The sequence below is a fragment of the Anaerobacillus alkalidiazotrophicus genome (assembly GCF_001866055.1).
On sequence record NZ_MLQS01000001.1, the window covers coordinates 64882 to 84117 of the forward strand.

Annotated in this window: 14 protein-coding genes and 1 pseudogene; 2 read left to right on the plus strand and 13 right to left on the minus strand. The window is 35.1% G+C overall.

Annotated elements, in window-relative coordinates:
* Nucleotides 1-215: 215 nt before the first annotated feature.
* Nucleotides 216-1682: an alanine/glycine:cation symporter family protein gene (locus tag BKP45_RS00320; RefSeq protein WP_071387885.1), complete on the minus strand. Its 1467-nt coding sequence runs from the start codon at nt 1680-1682 to the stop codon at nt 216-218.
* A gap of 297 nt (nt 1683-1979) precedes the next feature.
* Between BKP45_RS00320 and BKP45_RS22820 the strand changes: the two are divergent.
* A pseudogene (locus BKP45_RS22820) lies at nt 1980-2205 on the plus strand (IS3 family transposase); the annotation flags it as partial.
* 61 nt (nt 2206-2266) lie between these two features.
* On the opposite strand, the gene rlmN reads toward BKP45_RS22820, so the two are convergent.
* From rlmN to BKP45_RS00340, 4 genes are all read right to left on the minus strand, one after another.
* Nucleotides 2267-3334, minus strand: coding sequence for a 23S rRNA (adenine(2503)-C(2))-methyltransferase RlmN (rlmN, locus tag BKP45_RS00325; RefSeq protein WP_071387886.1), 1068 nt, complete (start codon nt 3332-3334; stop codon nt 2267-2269).
* 106 nt (nt 3335-3440) lie between these two features.
* Nucleotides 3441-4298 (minus strand): Cof-type HAD-IIB family hydrolase, encoded by an 858-nt coding sequence (locus BKP45_RS00330; protein WP_071387887.1) that lies wholly within the window; start codon nt 4296-4298, stop codon nt 3441-3443.
* Between the two features lie 149 nt (nt 4299-4447).
* Nucleotides 4448-5860 (minus strand): glycoside hydrolase family 1 protein, encoded by a 1413-nt coding sequence (locus tag BKP45_RS00335; protein ID WP_071387888.1) that lies wholly within the window; start codon nt 5858-5860, stop codon nt 4448-4450.
* 170 nt (nt 5861-6030) lie between these two features.
* Entirely contained in the window at nt 6031-7461 is a 1431-nt protein-coding gene (locus tag BKP45_RS00340; protein WP_071387889.1) for a 6-phospho-beta-glucosidase, read from the minus strand.
* 398 nt (nt 7462-7859) lie between these two features.
* Between BKP45_RS00340 and BKP45_RS00345 the strand changes: the two genes are divergently transcribed.
* Nucleotides 7860-8738 (plus strand): MurR/RpiR family transcriptional regulator, encoded by an 879-nt coding sequence (locus BKP45_RS00345; RefSeq protein WP_071387890.1) that lies wholly within the window; start codon nt 7860-7862, stop codon nt 8736-8738.
* 224 nt (nt 8739-8962) lie between these two features.
* On the opposite strand, the gene BKP45_RS00350 is transcribed toward BKP45_RS00345, so the two are convergent.
* The 8 genes from BKP45_RS00350 to BKP45_RS00385 all read right to left on the minus strand — a co-directional run bounded on the left by BKP45_RS00350 (nt 8963) and on the right by BKP45_RS00385 (nt 19233).
* The gene (locus BKP45_RS00350; RefSeq protein WP_084787474.1) at nt 8963-10378 is read right to left on the minus strand and encodes a glycoside hydrolase family 32 protein; all 1416 of its coding nucleotides are present in this window, start codon (nt 10376-10378) and stop codon (nt 8963-8965) included.
* A gap of 16 nt (nt 10379-10394) precedes the next feature.
* The gene (locus BKP45_RS00355) at nt 10395-11210 is read right to left on the minus strand and encodes a carbohydrate ABC transporter permease (RefSeq protein WP_071387891.1); all 816 of its coding nucleotides are present in this window, start codon (nt 11208-11210) and stop codon (nt 10395-10397) included.
* Nucleotides 11210-12091, minus strand: a complete 882-nt coding sequence (locus tag BKP45_RS00360; RefSeq protein ID WP_071387892.1) for a carbohydrate ABC transporter permease — start codon at nt 12089-12091, stop codon at nt 11210-11212. Before BKP45_RS00360 ends, BKP45_RS00355 begins: the two co-directional genes overlap by 1 nt.
* Before the next feature lie 62 nt (nt 12092-12153).
* Nucleotides 12154-13398, minus strand: a complete 1245-nt coding sequence (locus BKP45_RS00365) for an ABC transporter substrate-binding protein (RefSeq protein ID WP_071387893.1) — start codon at nt 13396-13398, stop codon at nt 12154-12156.
* A 232-nt stretch (nt 13399-13630) separates the two neighbouring features.
* Nucleotides 13631-14779 (minus strand): response regulator transcription factor, encoded by a 1149-nt coding sequence (locus BKP45_RS00370; protein ID WP_071387894.1) that lies wholly within the window; start codon nt 14777-14779, stop codon nt 13631-13633.
* Nucleotides 14780-14786: 7 nt separating this feature from the next.
* Nucleotides 14787-16502 (minus strand): cache domain-containing sensor histidine kinase, encoded by a 1716-nt coding sequence (locus BKP45_RS00375; protein ID WP_071387895.1) that lies wholly within the window; start codon nt 16500-16502, stop codon nt 14787-14789.
* Nucleotides 16503-16742: 240 nt separating this feature from the next.
* A complete protein-coding gene (locus BKP45_RS00380) occupies nt 16743-17696 on the minus strand; it encodes an aminoimidazole riboside kinase (RefSeq protein WP_071387896.1) in 954 nt (317 codons plus the stop codon).
* An 82-nt stretch (nt 17697-17778) separates the two neighbouring features.
* Entirely contained in the window at nt 17779-19233 is a 1455-nt protein-coding gene (locus tag BKP45_RS00385) for a glycoside hydrolase family 32 protein (RefSeq protein ID WP_071387897.1), read from the minus strand.
* Nucleotides 19234-19236 lie beyond the last annotated feature (3 nt).

Consider the following 19236-nt stretch of genomic DNA (forward strand, 5'->3'; position numbering starts at 1 on the left):
CCCCCACTGATTGTTAGTTCAACTTATACCACGGGCATAAGAATAACTAATCATCAGCTTCACTGATGAAAGTTATTCTATATCGGACCTTTAGGGGCAGTTTATCCCCCACCTAAACTTCTCGATTTTCTAAAGTTTTGAGCTGGGGGTCTTACTTGCCCCTTAAGAGTGGGATAAAGCAAAAGAGCAGCCACAATTGTGACTGCTCTTTTGCTTTAGCTAGTTAACTTTTCTTTTTCGTTATTATCTTTATTGTATTCATTAACCCAATAATCAGCATTTTTAATCCCGAGTTTCTCAGGGTTAAAAACAGGATCAAGACCTTGCTTCTTTTGTATCTCGTAATCTTTTAACGCCGCTAACGCTGGTTTTGCTAATAGTAAAATGGCAATGAGATTTAACCATACCATTAGTCCAACACCAATATCACCTAACGTCCAAGCTAAATCTGCTTTCCTGATAGCGCCATAATAAGTAGCAAATAAAAGAACGACTTTTAAAAGAAACATTGGCACTTTGTTATTCTTACCGAAAGTTAAGTAAGCTATATTTGTTTCCGCAATATAGTAATATGCCATAATGGTTGTGAAGGCAAAGAAAAATAACGCTATACCAACGAAAGAAGATCCAAATCCTGGAAGGGCCGATTCGATGGCTGCCTGTGTATATCCTGGTCCTGGCTCTACTCCAGCTAAGCCTCTATATATGACTGTATCATCCGCACCTACCGTATTATACATACCTGTAAATAAAATCATAAAGGCCGTGGCCGAACAAACGAGTAACGTATCAATGTATACAGAAAACGCCTGAACTAACCCTTGTTTTGCAGGGTGAGATACTTCTGCTGCTGCTGCTGCATGAGGTCCTGTTCCTTGACCTGCTTCATTTGAGAAGATACCACGCTTTACCCCCCACGAGATAGCCATACCGATCATACCACCAAATGCTGCATCTGCACCAAATGCACTCTTAAATATTAATGAAAGAACTCCCGGTAACTCAGAAATATTCATCGCAATAATAACAAAAGAAATCAATATATATGCTAATGCCATAAAAGGAACAACTAGTTGGGCTACATTCGCAATCCTTTTAACACCACCAAAAATAATAAGACCAATAATTACAACAAGAATAATTCCAGTAACATTAGGGGTGATATTAAAAGCATTTTTTAAACCCGTAGCAATTGAATTAGATTGAGTTCCCGGAAGAAGAACGCTCATCGCAAGCAACGCTGATAAAGCAAAAGCTACTGCAAACCATTTCCATCCGATCCCTTTTTCAATATAATAGGCAGGTCCTCCTCGATATTGTCCATCTTGCTTTACTTTATAAATTTGGGCTAAAGTCGATTCTATGAATGCACTCGAAGCCCCAATAAATGCAATGGCCCACATCCAAAATACTGCCCCTGGTCCACCAAAAGCAATTGCTGTCGCTGTTCCAGCAATATTACCTGTCCCAACACGACCAGATAAGGCAAGTGACATTGCTTGGAAAGAAGATATACCTTCTTTAGAGCTTTTTCCTTGAAACATTAGTGTTACCATTTCTTTAATGTGGCGAACTTGTAAAAAGCGAGTTAACACTGAAAATAGTAACCCTACCCCTAAACAAATATAAATAACAGGGTCACTCCATAAAATACCATTAAGCCAATTGACCACTTGCTCCAAAATAATACGCCTCCTAAAAATTTTTTTCTTACAAAAAAAAAACAGAATTACAAATTAATTCTTACTACAATTAAACAATTTAATGTGTTAAATTATCCTTTAATAATTTAACACATAATCAAACATTAAGATAACTATTGTGTAAATAAATCTTCCGAGGTTTTACTAATAAACGTGTAGTAATGATTTTATGCTGGAAAGATCGTATGAACTAAGGACTGAATTCCCTATTAAAAATTTACTCAAACTTACCAGTATTTAACGTAGTACATATATTACTGGGTAAATACACTTGAAATCTCACAAAGCATGTCATGTAACTGTTATGATAATGCGGTAATTGAGAACTTCTTTGATATTCTAATATCATTTTTTATATACTTAGGAGTTTGGTAGTATTGAAAATTTTATACAGCAACTAGCTGAGTACATTAATTGCTATAATAATAACAAACATATTAAGGCAAACGTAAAAGGCTTGAGTCCAATACAATACCGAACTCAAGCTCTGGAAGCAGTCTGACAATAAACCTGTCTAACTTTTTGGGGTCAACTTCAAAACCACCTACGTTTCTTGTATCTTTCTACCTTTTAGCATTTTCCTCTTTCATTTGCTTACTTCGTAATTGTCCACAAGCAGCATCGATATCGGTACCATGTTCTTGGCGAATACTACAAATAATCCCTTTCTTTCTCAATGTCTCGTAGAAGCCTAACACATCTTTTTGTTCACTTCTTTGATACTGATCGTGTTCATCGACAGGATTATATGGAATCAAGTTAACCGCTGCACCTTGCGGAATATCTTTTAGTAGATCGGCAAGTTCAAGTGCATGTTCTTCTTGGTCATTAACACCTTTTAATAAAATATATTCAAGCATAATTCTACGGTTTGTTTTTAAAAAGTATTTTATAGAATCCATTAGTTTATCAATTGGATATACACGATTAATTTTCATAATCTTTGTTCGAAGTTCATCGTTTGGTGCATGTAATGAAATGGCTAAATTCACGTGTAATTTTCGATCAGTGAATTCATAAATTTTACCTACAATTCCACTTGTTGAAACGGTAATTTTTCTAGAACCAATTGCAAGTCCTTTTTGATCAATAACAACTTGTAAGAAGTTTACCATGTTTTCAAAATTATCAAATGGTTCTCCAATACCCATGACAACAATGTGACTTACTTTTTCACCTTGTCCAAGTTGATCTAGATGAAATTGCACTTTCATTATTTGTTCAACAATTTCACCTGCAATTAAATCACGGTTTTTCGTTAGCAAGCCACTAGCACAAAAACTACAGCCAATATTACAGCCAACTTGTGTGGTTACACAAACAGACAATCCATAAGGATGCCTCATTAAAACTGTTTCAATGAGATGATCATCTTGTAACTTAAATAAAAACTTAATGGTCCCATCTGATGCTTCTTGTTTTATATGTTCAGTTAACGTTTCTATGACAAAATTATCCTGTAATAATTGAATACAATCTTTATTTACATCAACCATTTCTGTAAAATTCTTTACGCGTTTTCTATATAGCCACTCCCAAACTTTTTCTGCGCGGCCTTTTTTATGCCCATGCTCTAATAACCAGGCGCTTAATTGCTCAAATGTTAATCCATAGATGGATTTATTAGTCATCTTTTACCCTCTTTTCAAACTTAAAGTTCACCCTATATTTTACTTAAAAGAGGCCAAACTAGCAAACAGGACGCAACTGGTGAATTTTATGATTTGTAAATCTTTCCTAAAGTTCTAATTCTTTCATTAATTCATCTACCGCAAAGGCGACACCGTCTTCACTATTTTTTTTCGTAATAAAATGACAGATCTCTTTAATATCTTCCTCGGCATTCTCCATGGCAACCGCTCTTCCTGCCATCTTTAACATGGATACATCATTATAACTGTCGCCTATCGCTATTACCTCTTCCATACGAATGCCCTTTTGCTCTGCATAATTCCTTAAGGCTAACCCTTTTTGAGCATTTATGTCATTAAACTCAATATTTTGGCGGACAGAGGATGTTATCATTAGTTCTGGTTCATTTTCGAGTTGTCGTGAAATTGTAGCCAACTCGACAGGATCATTAGAATAAGCTTCTATTTTATAAAATTCCAAATCGTTTATTGGATGATGATCTTCTATCGTCTTCACCTTTTCAATCGTAAGGTGTTGTTCGGTCATCGTTTGAGCTTCTTTAGTATCAAGATTAGGCTTTAAGGTTGTCATTAAGTCAAACATTAATTGAGCCAAACGTTCACGGCTATTTGTATAACTTCCATGATCCGTATACATGTTGAAAATAACATTCTCTCTTTGACATACATTTATTATTTTTGGGGATAACTCGTCCCGAAGAGCTATACTTGATTGTTTTGTACCGTTTTCAGAGCGAATTTCTGCGCCATTTAAACAAATAATTGAGCAGGAAATCCCAGCAGCTTGCATAAGCTTACTAGCCGACAGATAGGAACGTCCTGTGACAACAACAAATTGCATCCCTTTATCAATTGCACTCAAAATTGCACGTATATTTGCTTCACTTACAACACCACGATCATTTAATAACGTTCCATCTAAGTCCGTTGCAATTAATCTCACACTTTTCACCCTATTCTTTTTTCATTGTAAAAATAGTGTGCCTCAATACTGAAGCACACTACTTGTTTTATTTTCTACTCTATCAATATAACGTTCTTTTGAAAGAAGTCTCCTTCTCAAGCGTAGTTAAGTGGTGAGTAGTTCACGAGTTAGTCTAAACTCGCTCCGTTTGTAGCAATCACATTTTTATACCAATCGAAGCTTTTCTTTTTCACTCGATTAAATGTTCCATTTCCTTCATTGTCTCGATCAACATAAATAAAACCATAACGCTTTTTCAATTCCGCTGTAGAAGCACTTACCAAGTCAATTGGTCCCCATGAAGTATAACCAATTAAATCTACACCATCAGCAATGGCTTCTTTCGCTTCTTTTAAGTGCGCATGTAAATAATCAATGCGGTAATCATCTTGAATTGAACCGTCTTCTTCGACAACATCGACAGCACCTAAACCATTTTCAACGATAAATAAGGGTTTTTGGTAACGGTCATATAACTGATTTAATACCGTACGTAAACCTTTAGGGTCAATTTGCCATCCCCATTCAGACGATTGTAAATATGGGTTTTTTACACCATTTAATAGGTTTCCGTCAGCTTTTTCTAAATCTTCTGGAGCAGTGCTTGCTACAAATGACATGTAATAACTAAAACCAATATAGTCAACAGGATATTGCTTGAGGATGTCCTCATCCCCTTCTTCCATAACAATAGTAATATCATTCTCTTTGAAATAACGTTTCATATAACCCGGATAAATCCCTCTTGCTTGGACATCAGAGAAGAATAACGTTTTTCTGTCTTGCTCCATCGCCGCAAAAGCATCTTCTGGGTTACAAGTATATGGATACGTGAGCATTGAAGCAATCATACAACCGATTTTTGCTTCTGGATTGATTTCATGACAAGCTTTCACCGCTAACGCACTTGCTACAAATTGGTGATGTGCAGCTTGGTACATGGAATTCTTTTTGTTTTCTCCCTCTTCAAATACAAGCCCACCACCTGTAAAAGGTGCGTGTAAGACAACATTTATTTCGTTAAAAGTCATCCAATATTTCACTTTATCTTTATAACGCTCTAATACTGTTTTTGCAAACTGCTCGTAAAATCCAATTAAATCACGGTTTTTCCAACCACCATAATTTTTCACAAGTCCTAGTGGCATTTCATAGTGAGAGATGGTTACTACTGGCTCAATATTGTATTTTAGCATTTCATCGAATAAATCATCATAAAACTTTAATCCTTCTTCGTTCGGTTCTAGTTCATCTCCGTTTGGAAAAATTCTTGTCCAAGCAATTGATGTACGGAAACATTTAAAGCCCAACTCCGCAAATAAAGCAATATCTTCTTTATAACGGTGATAAAAATCAATACCATCATGGTATAAATTTAATTTTGTCATTGTTTCATCAAATGGATACAAAATTCCATCAGGAGAGACATCTGCTGTAGACAGACCCTTACCTCCTACGTTATATGCACCTTCTAATTGATTAGCGGCTACCGCACCACCCCAAAGGAAATTTTCTGGAAACGTCTTTTCAATTTTACTCATTTTCTCCACCCCATATTTTCACCTGTATTTATTCTCTTCTATAAAACTAAGAAACTAATTACTGGTAGATTTTTGTATTTTCCAAATATATAACCTTCAACTTTTATAAAAAGCACCTTACAAGCATAGGTCTCTCAAATAAGGCACTTAGTCCTTTGTTTATCTGTTAACTAAAGTTGTTCTCCATTCGTAGCAATCACTTGTTTATACCAATCGAACGATTTCTTTTTCGATCTTGTTAATGTTCCGTTCCCCTCATTATCTCTATCAACAAAGATAAAACCATAACGTTTCTTCATTTCACCAGTTGTAAAAGAAACTAAATCAATACAACCCCATGGTGTGTAACCCATTAGATCAACACCATCTAACTCGATCGCTTTTTCCATTTCTTGAATGTGTGCTCGTAAGTAATCGATACGATAGTCATCATTACAAGTACCATCTTCTTCCTTCACATCAATTGCACCAAATCCATTTTCTACAATAAATAATTGAAGTTCATATCTTTCATATAACAGATTTAAGGAATATCTTAATCCAACAGGGTCAATTTGCCATCCCCAATCAGATGCCTTTACATGTGGATTTTTTACACTCGCACTTGATCCAACAATCTTGTTCCCAGTTTCTTCATTCACACCAGATTTAACAGCATCAGACATATAATAGCTTAGACCAATGTAATCTACAGTTCCTTCAGCTAATATTTGAGCGTCCTCTGGTTCCATTTTGATATCGTAACCTTTTCTTTCCCACTCTTTTAATGCATAAGATGAGTAATGACCTCTGCAGTGTACGTCAGCAAAGAACCAACGATCATGCATAGATTCAACTTGTAGCATCATGTCGTCTGGGTTACAAGAGAATGGATAAATCGGTACGAAAGCAATCATACAACCAATTTCGAAGTCAGGGTTTATAGCACGTCCAGCTTTCACTACTAAAGCGCTCGCAACTAGCTCATGGTGAACAGCCTGGTACATCACTTCTTCTCTGTTTTCGCCTTCTTTAAAACGTACTCCAGAGCATGTCCATGAAAATAATGGGTTAGCCGTATTCTTTTGATTATTTATTTCATTAAAAGTCATCCAATACTTAACTTTATCCTTATAACGCTCCATCACTGTTGTTGCGTAGCGAACAAAGAAATCAATGACTTTACGGCTACGCCATCCACCATATTCTTTTGCTAAATGGTAAGGCATTTCGAAATGACTTAGTGTAATGACAGGTTCGATCCCATGCTTTAATAATTCATCAAACATGTCATCGTAAAACTGTAGTCCTTCTTCGTTAGGCTCTAATTCATCACCATTAGGGAAGATACGTGCCCATGAAATACTAGTGCGAAAACATTTAAAGCCCATTTCTGCAAATAATGCGATATCTTCTTTATAACGACCATAAAAGTCAATTGCTTCATGGTTAGGGTAGTATTGACCTTCAATGACCCCATCAGTAATTTCTCTTGGTACCCCATGTGCACCAGCAGTCATAACATCTGCAACATTAGGACCCTTGCCACCTTTATTCCATCCACCTTCTAATTGGTGAGCTGCAACAGCTCCACCCCATAAAAAATTTTCTTTAAAAGCCATAAGATTACCTCCTAATTTCTATATAAAAAAATAAGTTTAATATTCTTCCCATAAAGCTGAACTTCAATCAGTGGGGGTTTTCCTTCATCCCCCACTGATTGTTAGTTCAACTTATCGGACCTTTAGGGGCAGTTTATCCCCCACCTAAACTTCTCGATTTTCTTAAGTTTTGAGGTGGGGGTCTTACTTGCCCCTTAAGAGTGGGATAAATAATAGCCATTTATTAAATTTCATCTGATTACGCTTTCATAAATTGACTATAGTATAATAGTACAGAACTAGCATTCACATTTAAATACTTTGCAAGTACATTAGAATACCATTCTAATTTTTATAGTTATTTTAGATTAAATTTTGAAATGCCATTTCAAAAATGAAGGTAAAGGAGTACTTTTTTTATGATTATTTCAAATAAACTTGAATCGATGGACTCTTTTTCTAAATCAGAAGAAATCCTAGCTAAATATATACTTAACGAAAAGGAAAATATAGAGAAATTATCTACAAAGGACCTAGCTGAGGCTACATACACATCACCTTCAACAGCGGTGCGTTTATCAAAAAAACTAGGTTTTAGCGGTTGGAATGAATTCAAAGAAAAATATCTCGCGGAACTTACTTACTTAAACCAACACTTTTCTAACATTGATCCGAATTTCCCTTTTGAAGCAAACGATACGTTGATGAATATTGCTTCAAAAATTGCCCATCTTGCTACAGAAACTATTGAGGATACTCTTTCCCTAATAAAACACGATGAACTAAAAAAAGCGGTTGATTTATTAAATAAAGCTCAAACTATTAACGTTTACGGTATTAGTAACTCTCTTCTTATGGCTTATGATTTCAAGCATAAGATGCTTCGGATTAATCGCCATGTTGAAATTATGAGCTTACAAGATGAGCAAATATTCGTTGCTTCAAATTCCTCTCCAAATCACTGTGCGATATTAATTTCATATTCTGGAGAATCTGATGAAGTTTTGAAAATCGCTGAAATACTAAGGGATAAAAAGACACCAATGATTGCTTTATCAAGTATTGGCGAAAACACATTAAAGAACTATTCAGATTGTACTCTCTCGATATCTACGAGGGAAAAACTCTATTCAAAAATTGCCTCCTACTCTACAAATAACTCGATCCATCTCATCTTGGATATTTTGTATTCGGGTTTGTTTAAATTAAACTATCATCATAATTTAGAATACAAAACGAATGTATCTAAAAAATTTGACCAAAGAGTTTCAAGTAGTGTTTTAATCCAGGAGAAATAACACGTAAAAACTTAAATCCGAAACATAATCCTATTTAAAGTTGTATAACAATTGGAGCTTTCCCTAATAACTAAAAATCCTCAGCATCACTTAGTTAAGTGTTGCCGAGGATTAACTTTTAATGCTTCAATCTAATATCCAATTCTTTTGCTGCTTTTTTTTCAATCGTCGGTAAAGCAGTCATTGCCTTTTTTCTGAAGCTAAAAAGACCGATTATAATTTATTTACATTGTAGCCTTTAGCTCCCAAACAGAGACCTCTTGAATATCTGATTTCTCTCCTTCTATTGAAAGTGTTATGTTATCTCCTTTGAAGTAAAACCTATTAGTCATGACAAGTTTACCACCATCAACAAAAAGTTCGATGCTTGAACGGTCAATGTAAGCTTTTAATGTGATTTCATTATTTTCTGTTTGATAATGAGCTTGACATAGATCTTGTTCCCCTTGTAGCATCCCACGTCGATCAGTAATGATTTGTTTTTCGATTGTATCATAGCCGACAATAATAGATTCGCCTATTTCAGATGAGAGTGTAAATCCTAATTTATTTGAATTGTCTAACGAAACTACCATCTCTACTTCTAAACAGAGATCTGCTACTTTTATTTCTTTTTCGTAAGTAGATACAAGTTGATTGGTTCTTAAGTTTTTCATTTCTTCAACAGGCTTCATGATCAGCTTTTCATTTTCTACTGATAGTTCGCGTGGGATTGTTAATGCACCTGCCCAACCATCTGTTTGTTCCGGCATATCTTTTTTCCACATATTCATCCAACTAATGAGAATTCGTCTATTTTGATCATCTTGAAACGTTTGTGGCGCGTAAAAATCAATTCCATAATCAATCTCACCACTATTCTTTGCCTCAAACTTCCCTGTTTCTTGATCCATTTTTCCAATCATGTATCTTGTCTTAGACCCTTCCATATTCATTGGAGAAAAGATTAATACATCGACATCTTCAGATAGGGAGAAAAAGTCCGGACACTCCCACATATCTCCTTGTGTGCCATCGCTCTCGACCATTACTCCAGTGTACTCCCAGTCCTTCAAATCCTTTGATCGATAGAGTACTGCTTTTCCAATCCCGTCTTTACTAGAACCAACGACCATGTTCCAAATATCATTTTGCATCCATACTTTCGGATCACGAAAGTCAGGTGACCCATGAGCTGGCGGAACTGAAATCACAGGATTTTCAGCTAATTTTTCAAAATGAATTCCGTCCGTTGATTTGGCTACACATTGAACTTCTTTTGGATCTCGCTGTTCATTATGACCAGTGTAAGTTAAATACATTCCATCACCTGAAACGACCGCACTCCCTGAAAAACATCCACCTGCTTCATAGTCATATTCAGGAGCAAGAGCTACAGGTAAATGCTCCCAATGAATTAAATCTTTACTTTTTGCATGGCCCCAGTGCATTGGTCCCCATTGGGATGCATATGGATAGTGTTGATAAAATGCATGGTACTCCCCTTTATAGAACACAAGTCCATTAGGATCGTTTAGCCAACCAGCTGGCGGTGCAATATGATACCCTAACCAGAACTTTGATTGCTTCACTTTTTGAGCATTTTTTTGTAACTCTTCATTTGCCTTTTCAATTGTGTAGTTCGTTGATTTCGTTTTCAAAAGAAAAACCTCCTACCTATTTTACTGCCCCATCAGATACTCCACCGATAATATGTCGTTGTAAGAAAAGATACACAACAATAACTGGCATTAACACCATTAAATATGAAGCAAAAGCTAAGTTGAAATTTGCAGAGTATTGCGATTCAAAAACATATTGCATAAGCGGTAATGTCCAATCACTTGATTTACTTAATACCACTAACGGCATTAAGAAATCATTCCAAATCCAAATAATGTTTAATATTGCTATCGTTACGGTCATCGGTTTTAACATCGGGAAGATAATATGCCAAAATGTTCGAAACACTCCACAACCATCGATCATAGCTGCATCCTCTAACTCTCTAGGAACCGACTTAAAATAAGCTACGTACAGAAAAACACTTTGGAACAGACTATATGTTACATATAGCATAATCAGCCCCCATTTGTTTAACATTCCGATCGAACTTAACTGTTGAATTAAAGGTAGCATCAAAACTTGAAAGGGAACAAACAAACCACTTACAAAGAAATAATACATCACACGGTAAAATTTCTTATCTTGATTTCTTGCAATTGAATACGATACACTTGCTCCTAAAATAATGATAAATACGATTGAAATTGCAGTAATCATAAACGAGTTCATAAACCCTTGAACATAATTCGTCATCTCTATCGCTTGAATGAAATTGGCAAACGATATACTTTCAGGTAGCGCAAGAAATGATATTCTCGTTTCTTCCGGAGTTTTAAAAGCTGTAATTATCGTTAAATAAAGTGGAAATAGAATTGCGAGACCACCAGTAACAATAAAAGCATATTTCCAGAGCTTTTTTAGATTCATTATAACTGCACCTCCTTCTTACGTAAGAAGTAAATTTGGATAAATGAAATGATAACGATGATTAAAAATAACATGAGTGCTGCTGCTGTTCCGTAACCAAATCTATTATTTAAGAACCCTAAATTATAGATTAAGAGCGTAACAGATTCAGTCGCAAAGCCAGGGCCACCACCAGTCATGGCAACAATATAATCATAAACCATTAAATGTTGCTTCATTGCAAGGATCAAACAAATCGTAATTGAAGGAACAATGAGAGGTAATGTAATTGTAAAGAACCTCTTCAATCCACTAGCTCCATCAATTTCTGCTGATTCGTACACTTCTTGAGGAATTGTCTGTAACCCAGCCATGTAAATGATAATTAAGATTGCTGACGCCTGCCAAACTGTTACGATAACAAGAGCCCAAAATACTGTATCTTGATTTCCTAATAAATTCGTTTGAAGTACTTCAATATTCAAACGATCACCTAAATACGGAATAAAACGGAAATAAATTTGCTTCCAAATAAATCCGATAATTAACATACTTAACACAGCTGGGAAAAAATAAAGCCCACGGAAAAAGTTTTGAAACTTAATTTTCGATACAAGTGCCATTGCAACACTTATTGCAATGATATTAGATAAAATCGTTGAAACGAACGCGTACTTAAAGGTAAACCCTAATGAATTTAAAAACCTTGCGTCACTGAAAATATTAATATAGTTTGATAAACCTATGAATTCCTTTGTACGACTTACCCCATCCCAATTTGTCATACTCATATAGACACCATTTAATAATGGGTAGACATAAAAGAACCCTAGAAGAATCAGTCCAGGCAATAGTAGAAACATATAACCCCGACTCATACTTCGATATATATTTTGATTCATAACATACCCTCCATTCTATTTAAATGAGGGTGACTAGTATAAAAGCCACCCTCTCAGGCATTTTATTGACGATAACTAGCGAACATCATTTCTAAATCTTGTAAATACTGCTCAATGTTTTGGTGACTAAAGAAGTTTTGTGAATGACTTTGGTAATCAGCTTCTGCAGCTGTTCCACCAGCCCAGTAATGGTTAGGCCAATTGGCTACTTTTCCAGCTTCAATATTTGGCAATAATCCTTGTAAAACAGGATCTTTAATTTCAACGCCTTCTACTGCGCTAAATGATCCATCAAGGTCAGCAAAAGTTTGTGCTTCATCAATAAGGAACTCAACAAATTTCAATGCTTCATCAGGATGCTTAGTATCCGCAGAAATTGATAGACCTACATCAACACCCGAAATTGTAACATTTTCATCTGGATTATTCGTTTGAGGGAATGGGAAGTAACCAAATTCCTCATCGAAGTTAGGATTCATATCGCGAAGTGCTGGTACTACCCATGCACCCATGACATACATTGCACCTTCACCATTTGCAAATGCTGAGTTAGCTTGAGCATAATCTGTTCCCATATAGTCACGTTGGGCAAACCCAAGAACATCTAACATTTTTTGTGCTGCCGCTTCCCAACGTGCATCTCCTACAATCGTTTCATTTCCAGCATTCATACTTTCCCAATACTCAGGACCAAACTGTTGGGCAATAAGATTTAAGTTAAAAACTGAACTCGTCCAAGGTTCTTGACTTCCCATGATTACTGGAGTCTCTCCTGATGCTTGTAAAGTCTCCATTACCTCTAGAAGTTCATCCCATGTCTGTGGTACCTCTACTCCATGCTCTGCAAAAATCTCCTTATTGTATAGAACACCGTTCGCATTTAATGACAGAGCTACTCCATACATTCTGTCATTTTCAATATAGCGATTTTGGATATCCTCATTTAACTTTTTAATAAATGGCTCATCCGTCACATCTAGCAAGTAGTCATTGTTTGCACGTAACACATAATCTGCTTCAATTGGATACGTGATAAAAACATCCGGGATGTCATTTGTTGAAAAGCGTGTTTTTAACACCGTCATTCCATCTGGTACAGTATTTTGCTCAACTTTAATAGTTGGATTTTCTTCTTCGAATTTCTCAATCAAATGGTTAAATGTTTGAACTGCCTCTGATTTCACTTGAAAAAATTCAATGGTCGTTACACCACCGTCATCTGAAGCGCTTCCATTCGGTTCCGAATTTCCACACCCTACAAGAAGTGCCATTGATAATAAAGCTGATAAGATTATTGATTTTTTCATTTTCCTTCCCCCTTTGATTACATAATACACCTAAGAAAACGTTTACAGAATGAGGTGTTCTTTCGACAAATGTTTGATTTTTTTCGAAAGCGTTTTCTAGAAGATTTAATAAAACCAGTATTTCCCAACACGAAAAAGCTCATTATGAGTGATTATCTCATAGTGAGCTCGTAGTAAATCAATTTTTTCAACAATGAAACGCAGTATTTATTAAACCGCTAAATTCATTTAACTATTCACTTACATTTTTTCGATAGGTACTAGGCGTTACACCCATTTTCCTCTTAAAAACTTGGCTAAAATAGCGTTGATCCTCATATCCAACAAGACTTGCTATCGCATACGTTGGCTTTTTCGTATCTTTAAGTAAACTACACGCATGCTTAATCCTTACATTTGTTATATGGTCAATGAATGTTATTCCATGATGCTTTTTAAATAATGTACTAAAGTAACTCGAACTAAAGCCAAAATGTTTTGCAACACTTTCGTTCGTTACATTTCTTTGATAGTTAGTTTCGATATACTCTTTTGCTGCCTTTAAAACTTCAGCACTATCATTCGTTAATTCTTGATAAGCTTGATAGTCCTCTTCCGTGATAATATTCTTTTCAACAAACTGCCTAATCGCACCTAGCTTTAAAGCAAATTCATAAGATATATTTAGATTTTTCAGGTCCCTTGTTTCAGAACCAATTAATATAACCGCTTCAGATATATTATTTCGAATCTTATTAGCGATAAACTCCATATCCACCATCACTTTTTCATTTGTTCCAAAAGCGATCACAACTTGTCCTTTACTTGGGTGATACACATACAGCAACTTATCTTCGGTTTGGATATCCTCTAAGAGCTGCTCTATTAGATCAGTAGCAATTGTTTGAACAACCATGACACTATATTCACGATATCTAAAATGATCCAGTTGCTCTGGCTGATCTGTTTTATGAATGAGTAAATCAAAAATTTTCTGTTTATCTGTAGAGTGAATAATTACTTTTTCTTTCCCAATTTCTTTAATTGCCTTCTCAATAACTTGATAGAGTTCCTCACGATCGACTGGCTTTAATAAATATTGAAATGCTTTGTATTGAAGTGCATCACGAGCAAACTCAAATTCGTCAAACCCACTTAAAACAATTACTTTGTCCGACTTTCTTTTTGGAAAAATCGCTTCAAGAAAGTCAATTCCATTCATATCAGGCATCTTTATATCCGTTATCACAATATCTGGGTTATATTTCTCATATACTTCAATTGCTTGACGACCATTATTTGCGGTTGCAACAACCTGACAATTCATCGCTTCCCATAACACCGTATTTTTTAAGCTCTCAACAATTAATTTCTCATCATCAACTAAAATCACTTTATACATCTATTCATCACCCTTCACTCCGAATAGGTATATTAATGCGAATGATTGTACCACTTTCAGAGCTACATATCATAAGGCCACTACCAATTCCATAATAAAGATTTAAACGTTCGTGTACATTTAGTACACCATGTCCATGATTATTGGTAGAAGCAGTTTTATTTCTTAAATTCATTAGGCTTTCATTCGAGAAACCAGGTCCATTGTCTTCAACATCGACAATTAGTCTATCCTTTTGTCTATGAGCACGAATGGAAATCAAGTTAAAGGCTTCATGATTAATCCCATGCTCAATACAATTTTCAACAAGAGGTTGTAAAATTAACTTAAGAATTCTTAATTTCTTTACGTCCTCATCGATACGATTTTCATAAGTAAACCGGTGACTGTGTCTAATTTTCTGAATTTCTAAATAACTTGTTACATGGCGTAACTCTTCGTTAAAAGTAATTTCATATGGCCCCTTTAAACTTATCCGTAGCAATTTACCTAAGTTAGTAACCATCCTTTGAACCTCATCAGTCTTATTTAAACTGGCTAAGGCATTTACTGATTCTAGCGTATTATAGAGAAAGTGCGGATTAATCTGATGTTGTAAAACTTTAAACTCAGCTTGCTGTTTTTGTTTTTGTTTTTCTTCAACAAGTTCAATCATCACCTTCAACTTTTTAACCATATCATTAAAGCCTTTAGACAATGTTTGAAACTCGGGCTCTTTAAAATCTGGCATTTGAACTTTTAAATTTTCTTCTGTAGTTTGATCCATTTTCCCTTTTAAAATGGTAACAAAGTTAAGCAACTTTTGTGAAAATGTTCGATGAAAAATTGTAAAAAGAAGTAAAAGTACTAAGACAAGAATAAACGTAAACTTACGAATTGGTTCGATTTGTGCATTTACACTTTCCCAACTTTTAATAGAAACAAGCGTCCAATCATTAATAGTTGGAGAATATGTTAATAAGAACTCCTTACCATCAGCTCGTTGATGCATCGTTGAACCACCTACTTCACCATCATCTCCCTTTTTGTACATGGATAAATCCTCTGAAGTAAGTTCATTCCCTACACTGTATATAATCGATCCTTGCTCATCTAAGATAAGCCATTCACTTTCACTATTTTGCGCTATGCGATTGGTCTTATTAAGCATCTCGGGCTTTACATGTAAAAACAAATAACCTATTGTTTCAAGTGTATTTGGGTTTAATATGCTCCGTCCAATCGTAAATAAAGAATGCCCTTCTCCTACTAACTCTTGATTTTTCATAGGACCAATCCAATATGGTGCGCCTTTTCTCCCTTTTACTTCTTGAAAACTTTTTTCTGCCTCTAAAATATGAAAAGGTACATTCATAGGTTTTATAAAATATAATTGATCACCATCACTATTAAATAACAAGAAATCGTACGTAAATGGATAACTAAACAACAGTCTCGTAATTGAATTTTCCATCATCACTTTCTCAGAGGTAAACCGCCATTCTTGTCTCATAAGATAGTTTTGGACTGTTTCTGAAGTAATAACATAATCGGTAAATAAATTAACTTCACCTATAATAGAACTTATATTCAAATTAATTGCATCCTGTGTATCTAACATATGCTGACCAATTTGGTCTTTTAAAATTCTCGAAGATACTTCATAAGACATCCACCCTAAACCAATTAGTGGAAGTAATATAAAGCCAACAAAAGCCAAATAAAAACGTTTTTTAAAGTTCATTCGTTCTCCTTTTTAATTAATGTAAGTAGAGAATAATCATAGAAATATATACGACACAACTATGTCCTATTATAAAATTAGATAAATGATATATCAAAGGTTTCCCATGTTCATTTGATTAATTGGCTAATCATAATTCGGTTACCTTTCACTTCTGCTACTAAAGGCTTTCCGGTGCTCCTATTTAAAAACCCCACTCAAAGTGGGGCAACAAAAGCTAAAGTAAAAGTATAATTACCCTTACCTTTTTAATTCTATATACTTCTCAATTTTATCAATCTTCGGTAGTGCAGTCATTGCTCCTTTTTCTGAAGCTGCAAGACCTCCAGATATACTTGCGAATTCCGCCATTTGCTTTAACTCTTCTAATGTGAGATCAGAAATGGCACCTTCATATTTTTCTATTCCGTAAAGCAATCCAGAAACAAAAGCATCACCAGCTCCAGTAGTATCGACGGCATTTACTTTAATTGCTGGGATGTGAATTTTTTCACCTTTTAAAATGACATAGCATCCGTTTTCACCTAATGTAACCACCGTTATAGGAATATTAAAATGGTTTAAAACAGATAAACTTTCATCAAAATCGTTTTCTCCTGTAATAAACATTAGTTCCTCCTCGGAGATTTTCAATATATCCGTATGAGGTAACATTGATATAATCGTCTCTTTTGCATGTTCTTCACTCTCCCAGAGTGACAGACGCAAATTAGGGTCATACGATACAATCATGTTATTTTTCTTTGCTAATTCTACTGCTTTTTTTGTAGCAGCATCGGAAGTCTTGCTTATTAAAGAAATAGATCCAAAGTGAAGAATTTTGCTTTCTTTAAAGATCTTTTCCTTAATGTCACTTTCCGATAATAAAGTATCTGCACTAGGGTTAATAAAAAACTCAAAGCTTCGTTCACCTTTTTGGGCTAGTGTGACAAAAACGATTCCCGTACGTGCTTCGTCTGTTAAAGACATATATGATGTATCCACTTGGTAAGTTGTTAGTGTTTCCTTTAAAAAACGTCCAAGAACATCATTTCCCACTTTACCTAGAAAATAAGATTTTACATTAAGCCTCGCTAATCCAACAGCTACATTTGCCGGCGCACCACCGGGACATTTCTGATATGTAATGTTTTGGTTATCTAAAGGTACAAAATCTATTAATGCTTCTCCTAAAGTAATAACTCCTTTTTTCATAAGTAATCCTCCTACGTATGTAAAATAAAGGAAATTAGACGTTTATAAACTATCTAATTTCCTATGTTCATAACCATCTAAATCATCCAGAACGAAATTCCCCATAAATAATTTGTTTCAATTCCACCTGTTCTCTTCCATGAATAGAAATATTTTTCCCTTTATCCTGATCATACGAAGTAAAGCTCACTACCTTTTCTCCAGAGTTAATAAATAACTCAATGGAATGAAGATCCATGAGGAATTCTAACGTCATGTCTTCTTTTTCATTGCTGAAATCACTAATGTTGATGCGGTCCTTACTACCATAATCAGATGAAAATGATATTCTATTGTTCTCTACATCTACTTCTATACAAGTAGACTTCGCTTCATTTTTATTAAGTTCAACACTAAAGCGTTTCGTATTGGAAGTAGGTACACTAATATGCAAATACCCAACATCCTTATTTTTAATTTCGAATGTTTCTTCTCCCCCTAATTGAACTCTTTCTTCTTTAATCGAAGGCTTGAAATACTTCTCTTTATCAATGAAAGGCTGTTGGATTAGTTTTTCACCTTCTATACTTAATTGCCTTGGCAATGACATCATTCCATTAAATCCATATTCCTTTGGCGGTGTTGTTTGATGCCAACGGTGCATCCACCCTATCAACAGCCTTTCTCCGTTTTTTCCTTCGGTTGACTGTGGCGCATAAAAAGTATAACCGTAATCGAGAAGGCCCCTATTTTCAGCATGAAAGATTCCTTTTTCATAATCCATTTCCCCGATCACATAGATCGTATTTTGGATCACTTCTTCTTTAAATTCAGGATCACAAGGCATGACAGAAAAGATTAACACATCTTTATCATCGATACGAAATAAATCTGGGCACTCTAAAAGGGTATTTTCTTCTAAGTGTGTTTGGTAAATAGAAGAATGAAAGGTCCAATCTAGTAGATTGTTTGACTTGAACATGATAATTTCGCCACGTCTCTGTTCGTTTCTTACCGCCAACACACAATAATAAACACCGTTTACTTCAATCACTTTGGGATCTCTAAAATCACAAATCATATATCCTTCAGGTAATTCTTTATCACCAATAACAGGGTTATTTAGATACTTTTCAAATTCAATTCCATCTTCAGAGAACGCAACACATTGCTGTTCAATAATTTGTGTTTCATCGCGATCAAAACCCAGATTAGGGTCAATGTGACCAGTATACATTAAGTATAACTTTCCGTCCTTTTCAATAGCACTTCCAGAAAAGCAGCCATTAGCATCATATATTTTATCATTTGCCATTGCGACAGGCTGATAATTCCAATGAATAAAATTATTCGTTGTGGCATGACCCCAGTGCATGTCGTTCCAAACAACATCATAAGGATAATACTGATAAAACAGATGATATTCCCCTTGATAAAAAGTAAATCCATTCGGGTCATTCATCCAACCAACTTCAGGGGTAAAATGAAAATATGGTCGATTTGTAACCTTTTCTTTATTCTTTTTAATATATTCATTTGCTTTTTCTAATTTATTCATAAT